Genomic DNA, 17,023 nt, shown 5'->3' with positions numbered 1-17,023 from the left:
AAGTCTATCCTGCTGATTTAGCAGCTGCATATGGCAAAACCCGCTCTTGGGTTGATCGGGCCGTCAGGGGTGTTGACAGTGGGCCAGCGGTTAACACATTTTTGTTGCAAGTAATTCGAGATTATAAGCTACGTGGTTCGGAAATTGAGGAGGGATGACTGAATGTCTCAAACACTCGTTCTAGTAGACCTTAAAGATTTGGAACGCTTGTTAGTCAAAATAAAGATCAAGAATGAGATATGGGAAAGTGCCCAAGCTGCAGAGTTTCTTAAATGCAGTAAATCAACGCTTCTTGAACAGGCACGTGCTGGGAAGGTACCTGGCGAACAGGTTGGAGACAAATGGAAGTTTTCATCAATTGCATTATTTTGTCTAGTAGCTAAGGAGGACATAACGGCATGGAAATGAATAAAGATCACACGTTTGGATGGATAGTACTCCTGATTACGATTGGTATTTTTGCCACTGTTATTGGATTTTTGGCAAGAGAATCCATTAATGCTGCATTGACTCTGATTTGGGCGCCGGTGGCTATAGCTGGAACTTATTTGTTAGGAAAACGTGCTGGAAGGAATGAGTGAGGATGGATCCAATTAGTTGGTTAGTAAAACGAGAAGGGAACCGAAGAGAGTTTGTCTATTGCAATTACCAATGTTTAATTTTGCGACATAGAGCTTCAGGAAGCTTATGTGGTTATATTGCTTTGCCACCTGAACATCATTTGTTTGGTCAGCACTATGACACTATAGAGTCTATTTATCAATACGAGTTACCGGCTCATGGTGGCCTAACGTTTTCTGGTGAATTTGAAAGTCGGTATTGGATGGGATTCGATTGTGCCCATGCAGGTGACTATATCCCTGATTCTCCAATTAACGACGAAGATGATACTTATAAAGATATGGATTTTGTCGAAAAAAATATCAAAGAGATTATCAACTTCATCGAAAAACAAAAATAAATCGCAAAATTTTCTTGTATTAAAAGCTGAGGCGAAATAAAAAATATTAGAAAGGAGGAGAGGATGTCTGAGCTAGTCAATCTATTTCCACACCAGGAACGAGCACTGAATGAAACTTATCAACTAAATCGGGTGGCTTACTACCTGGACATGGGTCTAGGAAAGACTTTTGTTGGTAGTGAGAAACTTTGGGAACTGAACACTCCCTATAATCTAGTGATCTGTCAGAAATCCAAGATTGATGACTGGAAGGAACACTTTGAGCAGTTTTATCCCGAGTACAGGGTAGTAATATTCGACAAGCAAAGTTTGGATATTATTCCACCTGAATCAATTTTGATTGTAAATTACGACAAGGTGTGGAGAAGGCCAGAAATTAATAGGCTACGTGATTTTACGCTCATGTTGGATGAATCTTCAATGATAAAAAACGAACGCTCTAACCGGTCAAAATTTGTCTTACAGCTACATGCTAAAAATGTAATCCTTCTATCGGGTACTCCAACTGGAGGGAAATATGAAGAATTGATTTCTCAAGTGAATCTACTCGGTTGGAATATCAGCAAAGATCTCTTTTTAAAGCAGTACACAATCCGCGAATGGGACGAGTTAGACGGCGGATATAAAATCATTGGTTATCAGCGAACGGAACGGATGAAAAAGAAGCTAAGAGATCATGGAGCGATATTCATGAAAACGGAAGAAGTTTTTGATTTGCCTTTGCAAAATCACATAAATGTGAATTGCAAATGTCCAAAAGTTTATAAAGATTTTGCCAAGCATCACATGGTCGAGATTGATGGTGAAATGCTAATTGGTGATACACCAGCCAGTGCCAAAATGTACCTTCGACAACTAGCTGGAGCTTTTAACAAAAATAAGCTTAATCAGTTAAATGACTTGATGGAATCCACTAATGATCGTCTGATTATTTTCTATCAATTCAAACGAGATTATGAAGCTATCAGGCTGATGTGCGAAGAACTGAAACGACCAATAAGCACCATTAACGGCGATGTTAAGGATCTTGATGCATACGAAAAACAGGAAAGCAGTGTGTCACTAATCCAATATCAAGCCGGAGCCATGGGACTGAACCTTCAAAAGGCCAACAAAATTATCTACTTCACACTTACGGATATGAGTGAATTGTTCGAACAATCCAAGAAACGTATCCATCGAATCGGGCAAGAGAAACCCTGCTTTTACTATTATCTGTTGACTGAAGGAACAATTGAGTGGCGAATGCAACAAGTGTTGAAGGAACGAAAAGACTATAGCGATGCGCTATTTGAAAGTGAGGAAATGTAAATGAGTAAAGAAGTACAAGTATTTGAAAATGAATATTTGCCGGTGATGGCTAATTACGCATTAATGAACCAGCAAATCAAAAATGCCCAAGAGAAATTAGATGGAATTAAAAGACAGTTGATGGATGGTATGGATCAGTACGATATCAAGACGATTGATAACGAGTATTGCAAAATTTCACGAGTTGAAGCAAGTGAATCGAAAAGTATTGATTTAAAAGCAGTTCAAAAAGAAGAACCTGAGCTTTATACCGAGCTACTGGAAGACTATCCCAAAGTATCCAAGCGTAAAGCAAGTATCCGAATCACGGTGAAGTGATATGAAGGAATCCGCATTTCAAAAAAAGGTCATTGATTATCTAAAGGCTCATAACGTTTGGTATGTCAAATATTGGGCTGGTTCAAAATTCACAAAAGAAGGCGTCCCAGATATACTCGCATGCATCAACGGTACTTTCCACGGCATCGAATTGAAGAACGAGATTGGTCAGCCTTCTCAGCTCCAATTATACAACATCAAAAAAATAAGGGAATCTGGTGGCGAAGCCTATATCCTTCGACCCCAAGGATTCGAGGAATGGAAAAGTAGGTGGTTCTTTTGAAAGCACCAACTGAGTGCCCTTACTGTCATGGTGAGGTTGTATTGACCAGTAACAAAAAAATTTATGGTCGTGAGTATGGCAATGGTTTTTGCTATCTATGCCAAGGATGCGGTGCGAGTGTTGGTACTCATGATGGCAAATCTCATAGACCACTTGGGATTTTAGCCACACGGGAAATGAAAATTTTAAAGAAATGTTGTCATGACTTATTTGATTTCCCTTGGAAAATGAAATTGGTATCTCGCTCAACGCTATATCATCGATTAGCTATTCAACTGGATATTGATATCAAAGAGTGTCACTTTGGATATTTTGATACGGATCAGCTACTAGATGCAATTGACATTCTATCTAAACCGAACTGGTGGAAAGTAGGTGATTATGTATGACCCAATATTCTTATAGCCGGGTGGATCTCTTTAAGCAATGTCCCCATCATTTCAAATTGCGATATATTGACCGACTGAAAGAAGTTCCAGACTACAGTCCGGCTAATCCTTTGATTATCGGCACGGCTCTTCATGCTGGAATTGAAAAAGGTGTGGACAAAGCCATAGAGGATTACTACAACTCATTTCCGGTAATCACCGATGACCAAGTAAATGAAGCTATCAAACTGGAAGCCATGATTCCGAAAGTAATTGATAAGCTGGAAGGATTATTTCATGACTGTGAGTTTATCCATGAATATAAGATAGATCGGCCAGAATATGTTGGTTTTGTGGATTTGATTATCACAGATGAAACTGGTGCATCATTTGTCTTTGATTTCAAGTATTCGAATAATATCGACAGCTATCTGAATTCAGAGCAGATGCACATCTATAAATATTATTTGGAACAAGACGGTTTCAAAGTAGATTCTTTACATTATCTATTTGTTGAAAAGGTCGGGTTACGAAAAGGAAAAGATGAAGATATTTATCATTATCGCAAACGTCTGATGTCCGCACTTAACAATGCAAAAGTGACACGAGTTCCAATTGAGTACGATGAATCGAAAGTGAAAAGTTTTCTAAATCGAATAAACGAAATTGAACACGCTGCGTCATTTCCTAGAAACACGAGCGGAAAATGCTTTGCATGTGCAGCAATTGAAGCTAAGAAAAAAGGTCGATGGACCACATTAACGGCGCCAGATTATCTGGACCGAATACAAGACGAGAATGGAGAGATTTTAATGGTATTACCGAGTAGCGAACGACGAAATATTGAGAAAGTAACCAAGCGGGTATTTTGGATTTATGGCGCACCATTCAGTGGGAAAACATTCTTCGCGAATCAATTTCCCAATCCACTCATGCTGAATACAGATGGGAACGTCAAGTTTGTAGATGCACCGTATGAAAGCATCGTTGATAAAGTCACTACATCTGGTCGTGTTACGAATCGGAAGTTGGCGTGGGAAATCTTGGATGAGACAGTGTCTGATTTAGAAAAAGGCGGAAATGACTTTCAAACGATCATTATTGACCTGTTGGAAGATATGTATCAGGCTTGCCGTTTCTTTGAGTACAAGAAACTGGGAATCGAACATGAATCTGATAATAGTTTTAAAGCTTGGGATATTGTCCGCAACACCTTTTTGCAAATGATCAAGCGCATTGTTCACCTTCCTTACGAAAATATTATTTTCATCAGCCATGAAGATATTTCCAAGGATGTGACCAAAAAGACAGGTGACAAGATCACTAGTATCAGCCCTAACCTGCAAGATAAAGCCGCACTCAAAGTAGCTGGAATGGTAGATATCGTTGGCCGAGTGGTAGTTGATGACGATGAACGAACATTGGTGTTTAAGTCAAAAGATTATGTCTTTGGTGGTGGACGGCTTCCTAATTTACCAGTTACGGAAATTCCATTAGAAGTTGATGCACTGATGGATGTTTATGACGGTGCTAATAAGAATCTATCCGGAGGTAAGAAACGTGAAGAGAAAAAAGAATCAACTAATGATGATGCCGAAAGTCCTAAGAATCGGAAACGCAGCAATCGAAAACGCGGTGAGAAAGGTATTTCTGAAAAAAGTGAACCAATCTCATCGACAGAAGACTTGGATCCATCCGAAGTAGATGAAGAAGTCAATGAAGATCCAACTCCCGCTCGTCGGAAACGTCGTAAAAAAGCGGATGTAGAAGTGACTGATGATGAAACTCCTCCAGGTGAAGCTACTACTGATGAAGAACCACCAAAACGGAAACGTCGGGAACGAAAAAAAGAAGATGAACCAGTAGCTGAAGAATCTGGTTCCCGTCGGCGTCGACGTCGGTGATTCGTATGGCGGAAATTAAAGAATGGACGGTTCAGATGTTAGATACGAATGGGAGTATAAAGTATCAGTCAAGTATCACTGGAACCGAACAACAAGCAAAATCACTGTTGAGAAAATTCGAAGACAAATATAGGAGTGAAAAATATGCGTAAACAATTAAACACAAAAGAGCAATGGTTTGCATCATCCGAAGAGGAAGCCAACAAAATCATCGAGGAAGCGAAGAATGAATTCCCAGATGAATTGGTGGGGCATTCTATTAATTTGAAATCCAACAAGGCGGGAGAATATTACTTGGTGAAACTGGAAATCAAATTTAATACGCCAGCTGGAATCATGGAATCGGAATTAATCAACGATACCGATGACGAAACAGACGAGGAATGGGCCGAAGAAGAAACTGAAGATGAAGAAAACGAAAGTGAGGAAAAATAATTATGGCGATTAACTGGGAAGATTTTGATAAGGACTTAGATTTAAACGGCTTGAAAGAAGATGTGAAAGATGCAGAATCTGGTAGCGGTGATTTTCCCGAAATTCCAGATGGAAAATATGAAGTGTCCGTCAACAATATGGAATTGGGCGAATCCAAAAAAGGCGACCCGATGTTGAAAATCCAGTTTGATATTTTGGATGGTGATTTTAAAGGTCAAAAAATGTTTTATAACGGTGTGATGCAGCCACAGAACGAACGCGGTTTCGGTTTCCAGGTTCATCGAAACAATGAAATGCTTAGAAAACTGTGGGATGCGGATAACGCAGAAGTAGAGTTCAAAGGATTCAAAGATTATGCCGATTTAGTTCTGGATATTGCTGAAGAACTTATCGAAGACGGCTGGGAATATGTACTTGAAAAACGTCGTGCAAAAAATCCAGATTTTGATGAATACGAAATTCTGGAAGTTCTGGACTAGAAAAAAAGAATGGTGGGGCATTTTGCCCCACCTAATCTTTAAAGTTGAGGTGTTTATTATGGAGAGACAATATGAAGGGCAACCTTTTCAAGTAGTTATGTTTGTATCAAGGAAAAAAGATAATGCAAATATTAACGGCTTCAAGCAACGAGTACATTCGTTTTTAACACAAAAAAATCCTACGCAATTGTATCGTGAGTTCAAAAGATTTACTGCTGATGGTGTCCCGGGTGAAACCAGTCGAATGTATGTTTCTGTTAACGAAAGAAAACACTCTGAGATTCTAAGAAACTTGCAACATTATATTATTGACCATCCGGATGTTAATTTATCTAAAATCGATAATCTAATTGCCAGTCTTGCCACTAAGCTAGGAACGGCTAAAACGAAACATTGGTTATTTGATTTCGATTACCAGGATCTAGAATTGGCTCATGAGTTTATAAATGATCTCGTTATTTGTGGAATTGATGATTACAAAATCTCACTCTCTAAAACGCCAAATGGTTTTGCAATTGTAACAGAACACGGTTTTGACACTAGAGAATTATTAATGAAGTGGAAGAATGTAGAACTAAAACGTGATGGAATGCTTTTTGTTAAATCACTGGTTGGTGAATAGTTGATGATTTTTTATGACTACGAAGTTTTCAAATATGACTGGTTGGTAGTCTTAGTCGATACAGATGCCAAACAAGAAACAGTTATCGTCAATAATCCTGACGAACTGTCAAAGTTTCATCAAGCTCACAAGTCAGAAATTTGGGTTGGTTACAATTCAAATGGGTATGACCGATATATCCAAAAGGCAATTCTTTGTGGCTTTGATCCAAAAGAAGTGAATGATTTCATCATTGTGAAGAAGAAAAAAGGCTGGGAATTTTCTAAAGCACTTAATCGAATTCAACTTATCAATTACGATGCTCAAACCAAGCGCAGCATTTCATTGAAGCAGCTGGAAGCCTTTATGGGACATGATATCCGAGAAACAACCGTCCCATTTGATATCGATAGAAAGCTAACCCAATCGGAATTAGACGAGGTGATTCACTATTGCCGCCACGACGTTTCCGAAACCATGGAAGTATTTCGTAGACAGCTAAATGAGTTTGATGCCCAGCTTTCTTTATTACGAGAGTTCGATTTGCCTTTGAGAAATATTAGCAAAACCCAAGCCCAACTTTCAGCAACCATTTTGGGAGCTGTTCCTTTGGCCGAACCAGATAAAGATCGCTTTGAGATTTCATTGCCCGAAACGATGATAATTGAAAAATACACCGATGTAGTTAGATTCTTCCGTGGCTATAACAGTTATGATATGACCCTTCAAACTTCTATATCGAATGTCCCGCACACTTTCGCTGGTGGTGGCGTCCATGGTGCACATCGTCAATACCAGTTCGAATGTGGTCCAGATGAATATATGATCATGGCCGATGTTGACCAGCTTTATCCTTCCATCATGATTAAATACAATTTGCTATCCCGGGCAGTACGTCAGCCAGAAAAGTTTGAAAATATACTTGATACTAGCTTGAGATTAAAGGCCGAAGGAAATAAAAAGGCACGGGAGCCATATAAGCGAATTTGTAATATCACTTATGGTTCTGAAGGAGATCAGTACAATGCCATGTTTGATCCACGGAATCGGTTATTAGTGTGTATCTATGGTCAATTGCTGCTTCTGGATTTGATTGAAAAATTGGAACACATTCCCAGCTATCGATTAATCCAGTCCAACACGGATGGTATTTTGGTCCGAATCAAGAAAGAGGACTTTGAGTGGTTCGATGATGCGGTTTACGAATGGGAAAAACGGACCGGACTGCACATGAGCTTCGATTTCTACAAAAAGATTTTCCAGAAGGACGTGAACAATTACATCATCATAGATCACAAAGGTAGCTTTAAATCCAAAGGGGCTTATGCGAAAAAACAAAGTGATCTGGATTATGATTTGCCCATCGTAAATGAAGCTGTGGTCAAATATTTCACGGATGGTGTTCCGGTTCGAAAAACGATTAATGATTGCCAAGAGTTTATCAAGTTTCAAAAAGTGGTCAAAATTTCAGGTAAATATAGCTATGCCATCTATGGAATGAAGAAAAAAACAGAACGAGTGTTTCGCCTTTTTGCTTCCAAACATGGAAAACAGCTGATGAAGATAAAAAACAATGTTCCCGAAAGAATCAGTTATACACCAGACGTTTGCCAGATTGTGAATGAAGATGTGAATGGAATGTCCATACCAAATTGGCTAGATCGTTCCTGGTATATCGAAATGGCAACCAAACGGATTAATGATTATTTAGGAAGGTGATTATTACGCCTACACTACAAGATTTTCGTAATGATTTACACGAGATATGGTATAAAGAGCAGCATTACATGGCTCAAACAGGAGACACTAGAAGTTGTAACTTGCTACAAACTTTGTTGTCTAAGTTGGATAGGGAGTATGGTACTAAATATGAAAAAACAGAATCGCAATTTAGGTATGATACTTCAGCTAAAGAAAATATAAAACAAGGGAGTCTGTTTGATGAATGATGAAGACTTGAAGGACATTCATGCTCAACTGGAATCGTGGACTGAGACTGAAAAAGCTGCTACAAATGTGGCGATTTCTGTGTCGACTTTTCGCAATGAGCTAACTAATCATGGATTTGCGCAGAATGAATCGTTCATGCTTTCCGCAGTCTATTTGATGGAAATCTTAAAAATGGGGAGGAATTAAATAAATGAAAAACGATTTGACAAGAGAGGAATGGATTGCGTTGGCTAGGGCATTAAATATTTGTAAAGTCGATACTAGTCAGCTAAGCTCTCACGATATTAAGGTCTTTAATAAAGCTAAGAAAAAAATTATTAAATCGGCATATTGGATGATTGAAAAAGTTTATGGATCCATTGTTGGTAAATCAATATTGAATGACCCAGTGGAGCCTAATCAATCGCTAAAAGAGCAGCTAATTAGTAAGAAAAAAGATTCTCACCATATCTGGTTTGAACGCTGGTATGAAAAGGAAAATCTTGAAAAGGTGCTATTCCAATCAGCAAGCGAAGGTTTTTCTGGTTACAATTTAAATTTTTCAGACGATGATTACCTCAACCGTCGCCTTCGAGATTCGCGTACGGTTGAATTGTTAAAGGAAAAACTTCCGTCTATAAATATCAGCTACAAAAAGAGTGAATGGAAAAACATCATCAACCAGACACGTCATACTGAGAAAATTATTTTTGACTGGAGTGAATCTAATGGCTAAGAAAAGAAAACATGTACTCTTTCAAGGTGATGGGTACCGAATCATGTCTGGCGATTCAGATTATAATTTAACGCTTGAATTATCTAATGAAAAAGGCAAATATTCATTCTTTGGTTACTATGAAACAATTGCAAAAGCTCTTCGTGGATTAATCGTTCGTGATGTTTTCATTGATCGAGCCAAAACTTACGATGTGAAAACATATCTTGATGAAGTTGAACGAGTGAAAGAAAAAATATTCCGAGACATTGATAAGCATTTCGAAAACTAAAACTCATGAGAGAAAGGTAGGTGAACAACAATTTATAAGGGATATCTCAAAGGTTCTGAGAAACATGCTGCAGAATCTTTCAAGGGGAATTCGGAAAAACTGTTGACCTACAACACGGTACGAAAGTTTGATTCGTACGTTGGTATATTGGATGATGATTTTGTAATGGTGGATATCGACACCGTAGCCGAGGCTAAAAAGATGTTGAAAATTATTGATTCGATGCATCTAGGTTGCGCTGTTTTAAAAACATCGAAAGGAATCCATGTCTATTTTAAAGGCTATGAGCTATCGAAAAATAATATTGAATGGTTTTGTGCCATTGGGTTTAAAGTTACAACCAAACTTGGTATCAAAAATACAGCTGACCCACTCAAAATTAATGGCAATATCCGCAGATGGATTCGTAAAACAGATCACTACGATCCATTACCAAAATGGCTTTATCCAATGGACAAGAAGAAAAATCACATTACTGAAATCGATGAAGGTAATCGTAATCAAGAACTTTTCAACTATATTCTAAAGTTACAATCTGTCGGGATGAGTAAACATGAGATTCGGGAAACAATTCGAATCATTAACAAGTTCATTCTTACAGCGCCTTTATCTGATGAGGAAATCAATGTCATCTTAAGAGATGATGCCTTCATGAAAGAAAGCTTCTATAAAGGTAATGTTTTTCTACATGATCACTTTGCGAAGTTTCTCATTTCGGAGCACAATATTATTTTGATCCAGGATGTTCTTCATATTTATCAAGAGGGTGTGTACTCGGATAAGCAAAATGATATTGAAAAAGCGATGATTAAACATCTTCCCCATCTGACTAAAGCAAAACGTCTCGAAGTATTGAGTTATCTTCAGTTGCAGGCGAAAGAAGCTCACTTAGCACCAACCAATTTCGTCGCTGTCCAAAATGGGATTTTAGATTTAAATAATTGGCAGCTTCAAGCATTTGACCCAAACATTGTGATTAAAAATAAAATTCCGGTTAATTATGTTCCAGATGCATACTATGATGTAACGGATAAAACATTGGATAAAATTGCTTGTCATGATAAATCATTGCGAAAAGTTTTGGAAGAAATATTTGGTTATATTCTTCTAAGGCGTAATGAGATGGGAAAAGCCTTCATCCTAACTGGTGCTGGTAGTAATGGTAAATCTTCCTATTTAAAGATAGTAAGAGAATTAGCTGGTGTTGAAAATACGTCTTCCCTAGATTTAAAAGAACTGAACCAGCGATTTAAAACAGCTGAATTATTTGGAAAACTAGCCAACATTGGTGATGATATTTCCGGTGAATACATTAAAGATAATTCGGAGTTCAAAAAATTAGTAACTGGCGAACCGCTCAACGTGGAACGAAAAGGTCGGGATCCATTTGATTTTACGAATTATTCAAAACTGATTTTTTCAGCTAACCGGATGCCACGAATTAATGATACAAGTTCGGGTTTGATGCGTCGGTTGATGATGATTCCATTCAATGCTAAATTCAGTTCATCTGACCCCGACTATGATCCATTCATTCAAGACAAACTTTTATCGGATGATTCAATGGAGTATGTATTGAACCTAGCCATCGCTGGATTAAAACGATTGATGAAAAATAAAAAATTCTCGCCTTCCAAAACAATCGAAAAAGAAACTTCTCAATATGAAGTACAAAATAATCCGATTCTTGGATTCCTTGAAGAATCTGATACAAAAATCGAAAATGAAATTACTACCGATGTCTATCAGATTTATCAAGTGTGGTGCGTAGAAAATGGCTATCAATCTGTTGCTGCGAATACCTTTAGTCGAGAGATTAATCGAATGATGAATTTAGAAATTAGGCAACAAAGAATTGATGGAAAGAAAAAAAGAATTTTTGTTAAAAAAGATAAGTGACTGATTTTCGGTCAAAACCCTTACTTTTTGACCATTTTTGGTCACTATTTAAGATAAAAAAGTGACCGAATTCTTTAAAAATGCAGTTTGTACCTATATGTATAGGTACATGTACCTGTATACCGGTACAGCGAAAAACCTTGTGAGAGTAAGGAAGTAGCGTTTTTGTACCGGTGTACCTGTATATTTCAACTTCTTTTATATATTAGAATTCAAAAAATAAATAGTTAGTATAATAAAGAAAATATATATAATATACCGGTACAATTACGATTGTAAACGTTCGTAATGCATTGCGGGAGTAAGCCTAAGAGGTGTACCGGTATTGTACCTGTTGTACCTCTACATTGATAAAAGTGGGTGATTTTTCGTTGAAAGAAGAAACAAAAAAGAAAAAATATTTTTTAAAACGATATCGAAATTATTTAGTTCGCATTAATCGGTTAGAAGAAAAGCTTGCGGATATTGATAATCAGCTTATCGGATTAAAAAGTAGACAAATTACTGATATGCCAAGAGGAGGAACACCTCTATCGAAAGATGATCTTCTAATTAGAAAAGAAGAAACCGAGCATCGCATTCAAAACTTAGTTGATATTTCTCGTGAAGTTCGAAGTGAAATTTTTGAATGTATTGAAACAATTGATGATTATCGTTTCGCTGAAGTGTTGGAATGTTACTTTATTGATGGTTACACATTAGAAGCAATCGCTGAAATAAAGCATTATTCAGTTCAGCATGTAGGATATTTGTACGGGAAGGGCTTAGACCTTATCACAATTATAAATGAATGAGTTTTCAATCAGATAATTACCTTATTCTTTTCTTACTGTTTTCGGATTAGAATGGTACTATCAAATAATGTTTAGGAAGAGCACTCATGTGGTGCTCTTTTTTCTTTCGGAAGGATGTGAAATATATGTCTATTCATGGGCCAACTCGGCAACAAAAACAATTTGTGGATTTTTACCTTAAGAACCGAAAAAAGAATCAGACGCAAGCTGCAATTGATGCTGGGTATAGCAAAAAGACCGCCCATGTTCAGGCATCACAGCTCCTTAAAAATCCTTTAGTTTTGGAGTATCTGGAAAAAAGGGAGAAACAATTAGATAAAGAACTTCGTCGTGAATTCTTTTTCGATGCCGTAGATGCGAGAAAAGTCTTATCCGATATTGTTAATAATCCAGAATCAAAAGATGTTGATCGTATTAATGCCGCAAAAGATTTATTGGATCGTGCTGGCTACAAAGCAGTTGATGTCCATGAAATCCAAGCCAATGTGAATACGAATGCGGATGGCCTTACAGATAGCGAACTTGAGGAACGTATTCAAGAACTGGAAAACGAGTTAGATCTTCCTCGTGATGACGATGGATAAACTGGAAAGGTATCGTGCACTAAAAGAACTGAAAAAGTTACAACGAGAGAAGTTGTTGCGGCAAGCCCGTGATGACTTCTTTTCTTATTGTCAGCTGATTGTGCCGGATTTCTACAAGTCTGACCGTGAGTACCTGATCCGCCTGTGTCATGAGTTCGAGGAGTTCATGCTATCTGACGATGACATCATGCTTTTAAATGTGCCACCTCGGCACGGGAAGTCACTAACAGCTGGGCGTTTTGTCGAATGGGAGCTTGGTAAGAACCCCAAGCTTCGTGTGGCAACAGGGTCTTACAACGAAGATATGGCCACTGATTTCTCCAAAGAAGTTCGTGACACCATTGCTGAAGAACGAGTGATTGATGATCAGATTGTCTTTCGTGATATTTTTCCCGATGCCAAACTGAAATATGGTTCAACTGCTGCTAAACGTTGGGCATTGCAAGGTGCTAAGCTATCATACTTGGCGACTTCTCCCGGCGGTTCTGCAACTGGTAAAGGGTTTGACTTGCTGATCATTGACGACGTTATCAAAGGGATTATGGAAGCCATGAACGAGAATGAACTGCAGAAACACTGGGATTGGTTCACAAAGCAAATGCTGTCTCGTGTTGAAAAAGGTGGCAAGATTATTGTCATCATGACCCGCTGGCACTCAAAGGACTTAGCAGGTCGGATTTTGGATGAGATGCCTGGTATGGGCTACAAGCTTCGCGTGGTTAAAATGCAAGCTCTACTTGATGAAGAAAAGCGTCAGATGCTTTGTTCTGACGTTCTATCTTATGAGGACTTTGTCAAGAAACGCGCGGCAATGGGTACGGCCATAGCGAACGCCAACTATCAGCAAGAGCCAATTGACCAAAAAGGCCGGCTTTATCAAAAGCTCCAGACCTATAGTGTTCTCCCAGATCCAAAAGATATTATCAAAGTCTGGAATTATACCGATACGGCCGACACTGGTGCCGATTACTTTGCTTCGCCGGTATGGGTTGAAACGGTGGATCACAAAGCATATGTCACTGATTTGATGTACACCAAAGAACCGATGGAAACAACTGAGATTGGCCACGCGAATATGATTATTCGCAACGGTGTCAATCATGTGGTCATCGAAGGAAATAATGGTGGTCGTGGCTTCCGGAGAAATTCAGAACGAATCACCAAAGAAAAAGGATACTATGGCGCCTACTTCGAAGACTTCCATCAATCCAACAATAAGGTATCTCGTATTTTAGCCAATTCAGCCCTGGTTCAGCAAAATGTATTCTTCCCCGAAGACTGGGCGATTCGTTGGCCTGATTTTTATGAAGCGATGACTGCTTATCAGCGAGAGGGGAAGAATGCTCATGACGATGCACCCGATGCAGTAACAGGTATTGTCGAAACTATTAACCAAGAAGGAGGCGTAGACGTTTGGATTTAAACCAAATCAAAGCAATACTAAAACCTCTTGTTGAAAAACAAGGCAAGCAGAACAAGAAAATCGAAGTTGCTGAACGCTACTACCAAAATGAAAATGATATTGAGATTATTGTGGATCCCGCAAAATTAACTGATACCGCTGAAAATCCATTGAGAGCTGCCGATAATCGTGTATCTCACAATTGGCACCAACTTTTGTTAGACCAGAAGGCCGGCTATGGGTTCACTGTACCGCCGCTATTTGATGTTGATGATAAAGAATTAAACCGTCAAATCGTTCAAATACTGGGTGACGCCTATCCTAAAAAGGCAAAGCGTCTTTGTGTCAATGCTGGGAATGCCGGAATCGCATGGCTTCATGTGTGGGTAGACGATGACGGTCTTTTTCGATATGCACCAGTAGATTCAAAGCAGTGCATTCCCATTTATGATGATTCACTGGACGAGCGCTTGAAAGGCTTTGTCCGGAATTATGGCATGACTGATGATAAAGGTGAACAGTGGATTGTCTATGAGTATTGGGATGAAAAAGAAGTCATTCGAACCAGGACTAAAGGACGAATTAATGATCTTCAATTATTCCAAAGTTTCAATCTTGTGGATCCTGATACTAAACAGGTGAAAGATACATCGGAAAGAGTTACTCATTCTTTTGCTGAGGCAAAGCTGGTTCCGTTTATTCCTTTTGCTAATAATGAGTTTCACACTTCTGATTTGGATAAGGTCAAACAACATATTGATGTTTATGACAAAGTATATTCCGGCTTTGTAAATGATCTCGACGATATTCAACAGTTGGTCTTAGTAGTTACTAACTACAGTGGCGCTAATCCTGATGAATTCCGCAATAATCTGAAGCGATACAAGATGGTAAAAGTGGAACAAAAGCAAGGGCAAACTGGTTCTGGTGTCGATACCATGGCCATTGAGATTCCAATTGAGGCACGAGACAAGCTTTTGGAAATGACTCGTGAACAGATATTTGTTTCTGGCCAAGGGGTCAATCCTGTGAAAGAGCTAGGAGCTAGCAGTTCGGGTGTGGCTATCAAACAATTGTACTCACTCCTGGAGCTGAAAATGGGCATGCTTGAAACTGAATTCCGTATTGGTTTCGCTCAGCTTTTACGATTTATTCTTTTCTATCTGAAGGTGTCAGATGCTGATACCAGGACAATCAAACAGACTTGGACACGAACATCAATCAACAATGACCTTGAGCAAGCCGAAATTGTGGCCAAGGTTATGACGGCTACTAGCCAAGAAAATATTGCTAAGTCAAATCCGATTGTTGAAGATTGGGAGGCAGAACTGAAGGCCTTGGCCAAGGAAAAAGAAGATTCGAACAGCATGACTGATGCTTATCGTTCTAAAGAAGAGCCAGACTTAGAGGATGAGGATGATGACCAAGAAGAATAAACTTCCTTACTGGAAACGCCGCATGCTTAGAATCGCTCAAATGCGGGATGCCAAAGACCAGGAATATATCCAGAAGATGGTCAAAGAATATGACCGACTGTCGAACCGCATGTACAAGGAAATTCAGGGGTGGATGGACCGTTACGCTGACAATGAGGGGATTACCCCCGATGAGGCTTATCAGCAGTTATCCAAGGATGAACAGCTAACTTGGACCATGACCTTGAAGGAATTTCGCCAAAAAGCGATTGAAGGTGGCTATGACCAGGAACTGAATCGTGAGTATTTCAAAAGTCGGATAACCCGTTTGGAACAGTTGGAACGTCAGCTGTACTTTGAATTGGCTGAAGCTGCTAACAACCAGGAAGCCGCCATGCGAACTTACCTAAAGGATACTCTGAATGAGACTTACCTTCGCCATATATACGAGATGACCGACCGTGGTGCTTTTTCAATCGCCTTTGACCGATTCTCTACTGAAGCTTTGGAATTAGCAATCATGAAGCCATGGAAAGGCAGTAACTTTTCACGTCGTGTCTGGGGTAACCACCTAAATCACATTCCCGATAAACTATCTAAAACCATGTCTGTGGCCATTAGCCAAGGTTGGGGCATTGACCGGACTGTTAAAGAGATGATGCAAGGTGTTGATTCCTCGCTTAAAAACCGAATGACCACTCTGGTACAGACTGAATCAGCTCATATAGCTGAAGTGGCTAACGACCGTGCCATGGAACAGACTGGGGTTGAGAAATGGGAATGGCTTGCTACTTTGGAAATTCACACTTGCGCCAGATGTGCCGGCCTTGATGGTCAAGAGTTTGATGCTGACGACGAGACTGCACCTAACTGTCCAGACCATCCGAACTGTCGCTGTACGCGTGTACCCGTGATTGCTGGTTGGAAATCTTCCTCCAGATGGCAGCGAGATCCGATTACTGGAAAGGGAAAGGTTGGCCCGAATATCACTTTCGATGAGTGGCGAAAAGACAAAGTCACTCCAGAAGTTGAGCGTGATTTAAAAATTGAACGTGCTGTTCCTTCTGACAAGAAGCAATATGACCGCTATAAGTCAGTTTTGGGTAGTGAGTTACTACCCAAGAAGTTCGCTGATTTCCAGGATTTGAAGTATAATAAAAGCGAGGAATGGACAAAAACCAATCTTGCCTATCGTGATGAGATTCTTAAAAATAAGATCCGCAGTGGATCGTACAATCTTACAATTCACGAAGGGCGGCAAGGTAAGCATATCTTGGGCCATGCCAACTACAAAGATGGGAAAAGTTATTTACTTGATGTTATTAATCCACAG

The 17,023-nt window shown here is 39.2% G+C and carries 21 protein-coding genes; all 21 read left to right on the top strand.

What is annotated here, in order from left to right; translation table 11 throughout:
• The first annotated feature begins 162 nt into the window (after positions 1 to 162).
• Positions 163 to 408 carry a helix-turn-helix domain-containing protein gene (locus AB5754_RS11340; protein ID WP_368251364.1) on the top strand — a complete coding sequence of 82 codons (246 nt, stop codon included), beginning with the start codon at positions 163 to 165 and terminating at the stop codon, positions 406 to 408.
• Positions 399 to 581, top strand: a complete 183-nt coding sequence (locus tag AB5754_RS11335; RefSeq protein ID WP_368251365.1) for a hypothetical protein — start codon at positions 399 to 401, stop codon at positions 579 to 581. The genes AB5754_RS11340 and AB5754_RS11335 overlap by 10 nt, the downstream gene beginning before the upstream one ends.
• A gap of 2 nt (positions 582 to 583) precedes the next feature.
• A complete protein-coding gene (locus tag AB5754_RS11330) occupies positions 584 to 961 on the top strand; it encodes a hypothetical protein (protein WP_368251366.1) in 378 nt (125 codons plus the stop codon).
• Between the two features lie 63 nt (positions 962 to 1,024).
• A complete protein-coding gene (locus AB5754_RS11325) occupies positions 1,025 to 2,272 on the top strand; it encodes an SNF2-related protein (protein ID WP_368251367.1) in 1,248 nt (415 codons plus the stop codon).
• Positions 2,273 to 2,590 carry a hypothetical protein gene (locus AB5754_RS11320; protein WP_368251368.1) on the top strand — a complete coding sequence of 106 codons (318 nt, stop codon included), beginning with the start codon at positions 2,273 to 2,275 and terminating at the stop codon, positions 2,588 to 2,590.
• Between the two features lie 279 nt (positions 2,591 to 2,869).
• A complete protein-coding gene (locus AB5754_RS11315; RefSeq protein ID WP_368251369.1) occupies positions 2,870 to 3,262 on the top strand; it encodes a zinc-finger-containing protein in 393 nt (130 codons plus the stop codon).
• Positions 3,259 to 5,145: an AAA family ATPase gene (locus AB5754_RS11310; RefSeq protein WP_368251370.1), complete on the top strand. Its 1,887-nt coding sequence runs from the start codon at positions 3,259 to 3,261 to the stop codon at positions 5,143 to 5,145. The genes AB5754_RS11315 and AB5754_RS11310 overlap by 4 nt, the downstream gene beginning before the upstream one ends.
• A gap of 144 nt (positions 5,146 to 5,289) precedes the next feature.
• Positions 5,290 to 5,580: a hypothetical protein gene (locus AB5754_RS11305; RefSeq protein WP_368251371.1), complete on the top strand. Its 291-nt coding sequence runs from the start codon at positions 5,290 to 5,292 to the stop codon at positions 5,578 to 5,580.
• Between the two features lie 2 nt (positions 5,581 to 5,582).
• Positions 5,583 to 6,059 carry a DUF669 domain-containing protein gene (locus AB5754_RS11300; RefSeq protein WP_368251372.1) on the top strand — a complete coding sequence of 159 codons (477 nt, stop codon included), beginning with the start codon at positions 5,583 to 5,585 and terminating at the stop codon, positions 6,057 to 6,059.
• A gap of 58 nt (positions 6,060 to 6,117) precedes the next feature.
• Positions 6,118 to 6,681, top strand: a complete 564-nt coding sequence (locus AB5754_RS11295) for a hypothetical protein (RefSeq protein ID WP_368251373.1) — start codon at positions 6,118 to 6,120, stop codon at positions 6,679 to 6,681.
• A 3-nt stretch (positions 6,682 to 6,684) separates the two neighbouring features.
• The gene (locus AB5754_RS11290; RefSeq protein WP_368251374.1) at positions 6,685 to 8,379 is read left to right on the top strand and encodes a hypothetical protein; all 1,695 of its coding nucleotides are present in this window, start codon (positions 6,685 to 6,687) and stop codon (positions 8,377 to 8,379) included.
• 68 nt (positions 8,380 to 8,447) lie between these two features.
• Entirely contained in the window at positions 8,448 to 8,609 is a 162-nt protein-coding gene (locus AB5754_RS11285; protein WP_368251375.1) for a hypothetical protein, read from the top strand.
• Positions 8,602 to 8,796, top strand: a complete 195-nt coding sequence (locus AB5754_RS11280; RefSeq protein ID WP_368251376.1) for a hypothetical protein — start codon at positions 8,602 to 8,604, stop codon at positions 8,794 to 8,796. Before AB5754_RS11285 ends, AB5754_RS11280 begins: the two co-directional genes overlap by 8 nt.
• Before the next feature lie 4 nt (positions 8,797 to 8,800).
• Positions 8,801 to 9,325: a hypothetical protein gene (locus tag AB5754_RS11275; RefSeq protein ID WP_368251377.1), complete on the top strand. Its 525-nt coding sequence runs from the start codon at positions 8,801 to 8,803 to the stop codon at positions 9,323 to 9,325.
• Positions 9,318 to 9,596 carry a hypothetical protein gene (locus tag AB5754_RS11270; RefSeq protein WP_368251378.1) on the top strand — a complete coding sequence of 93 codons (279 nt, stop codon included), beginning with the start codon at positions 9,318 to 9,320 and terminating at the stop codon, positions 9,594 to 9,596. Before AB5754_RS11275 ends, AB5754_RS11270 begins: the two co-directional genes overlap by 8 nt.
• 165 nt (positions 9,597 to 9,761) lie before the next feature.
• Positions 9,762 to 11,495 (top strand): phage/plasmid primase, P4 family, encoded by a 1,734-nt coding sequence (locus AB5754_RS11265; RefSeq protein WP_368259605.1) that lies wholly within the window; start codon positions 9,762 to 9,764, stop codon positions 11,493 to 11,495.
• A 371-nt stretch (positions 11,496 to 11,866) separates the two neighbouring features.
• Positions 11,867 to 12,289: a hypothetical protein gene (locus tag AB5754_RS11260; RefSeq protein WP_368251381.1), complete on the top strand. Its 423-nt coding sequence runs from the start codon at positions 11,867 to 11,869 to the stop codon at positions 12,287 to 12,289.
• A gap of 125 nt (positions 12,290 to 12,414) precedes the next feature.
• Positions 12,415 to 12,873, top strand: a complete 459-nt coding sequence (locus tag AB5754_RS11255) for a terminase small subunit (protein WP_368251382.1) — start codon at positions 12,415 to 12,417, stop codon at positions 12,871 to 12,873.
• Positions 12,860 to 14,296 carry a phage terminase large subunit gene (terL, locus tag AB5754_RS11250; RefSeq protein WP_368251422.1) on the top strand — a complete coding sequence of 479 codons (1,437 nt, stop codon included), beginning with the start codon at positions 12,860 to 12,862 and terminating at the stop codon, positions 14,294 to 14,296. Before AB5754_RS11255 ends, terL begins: the two co-directional genes overlap by 14 nt.
• A complete protein-coding gene (locus AB5754_RS11245) occupies positions 14,287 to 15,711 on the top strand; it encodes a phage portal protein (RefSeq protein ID WP_368259604.1) in 1,425 nt (474 codons plus the stop codon). Before terL ends, AB5754_RS11245 begins: the two co-directional genes overlap by 10 nt.
• Positions 15,695 to 17,023 (top strand): minor capsid protein (locus AB5754_RS11240; RefSeq protein WP_368259603.1); only part of this gene is annotated, 1,329 nt, incomplete at its 3' end. The genes AB5754_RS11245 and AB5754_RS11240, both read left to right, overlap by 17 nt.

It is taken from the genome of Enterococcus sp. 2201sp1_2201st1_C11_2201SCRN_220225 (assembly GCF_040925905.1).
In the GTDB taxonomy this organism is placed as follows: domain Bacteria; phylum Bacillota; class Bacilli; order Lactobacillales; family Enterococcaceae; genus Enterococcus_C; species Enterococcus_C asini_A.
The sequence above is the reverse complement of the archived record's forward strand: the minus strand, read 5'-3'. Positions and strand labels throughout refer to the sequence as shown.

Bases quoted from the DNA above. Each gene is read 5' to 3' on its own strand.
- AB5754_RS11340 (WP_368251364.1), top strand. From the start codon at position 163: ATGTCTCAAACACTCGTTCTAGTAGACCTTAAAGATTTGGAACGCTTG.
- AB5754_RS11335 (WP_368251365.1), top strand. From the start codon at position 399: ATGGAAATGAATAAAGATCACACGTTTGGATGGATAGTACTCCTGATT.
- AB5754_RS11330 (WP_368251366.1), top strand. From the start codon at position 584: ATGGATCCAATTAGTTGGTTAGTAAAACGAGAAGGGAACCGAAGAGAG.
- AB5754_RS11325 (WP_368251367.1), top strand. From the start codon at position 1,025: ATGTCTGAGCTAGTCAATCTATTTCCACACCAGGAACGAGCACTGAAT.
- AB5754_RS11320 (WP_368251368.1), top strand. From the start codon at position 2,273: ATGAGTAAAGAAGTACAAGTATTTGAAAATGAATATTTGCCGGTGATG.
- AB5754_RS11310 (WP_368251370.1), top strand. From the start codon at position 3,259: ATGACCCAATATTCTTATAGCCGGGTGGATCTCTTTAAGCAATGTCCC.
- AB5754_RS11305 (WP_368251371.1), top strand. From the start codon at position 5,290: ATGCGTAAACAATTAAACACAAAAGAGCAATGGTTTGCATCATCCGAA.
- AB5754_RS11300 (WP_368251372.1), top strand. From the start codon at position 5,583: ATGGCGATTAACTGGGAAGATTTTGATAAGGACTTAGATTTAAACGGC.
- AB5754_RS11295 (WP_368251373.1), top strand. From the start codon at position 6,118: ATGGAGAGACAATATGAAGGGCAACCTTTTCAAGTAGTTATGTTTGTA.
- AB5754_RS11290 (WP_368251374.1), top strand. From the start codon at position 6,685: ATGATTTTTTATGACTACGAAGTTTTCAAATATGACTGGTTGGTAGTC.
- AB5754_RS11285 (WP_368251375.1), top strand. From the start codon at position 8,448: ATGGCTCAAACAGGAGACACTAGAAGTTGTAACTTGCTACAAACTTTG.
- AB5754_RS11280 (WP_368251376.1), top strand. From the start codon at position 8,602: ATGAATGATGAAGACTTGAAGGACATTCATGCTCAACTGGAATCGTGG.
- AB5754_RS11275 (WP_368251377.1), top strand. From the start codon at position 8,801: ATGAAAAACGATTTGACAAGAGAGGAATGGATTGCGTTGGCTAGGGCA.
- AB5754_RS11270 (WP_368251378.1), top strand. From the start codon at position 9,318: ATGGCTAAGAAAAGAAAACATGTACTCTTTCAAGGTGATGGGTACCGA.
- AB5754_RS11265 (WP_368259605.1), top strand. From the start codon at position 9,762: ATGGTGGATATCGACACCGTAGCCGAGGCTAAAAAGATGTTGAAAATT.
- AB5754_RS11255 (WP_368251382.1), top strand. From the start codon at position 12,415: ATGTCTATTCATGGGCCAACTCGGCAACAAAAACAATTTGTGGATTTT.
- terL (WP_368251422.1), top strand. From the start codon at position 12,860: ATGACGATGGATAAACTGGAAAGGTATCGTGCACTAAAAGAACTGAAA.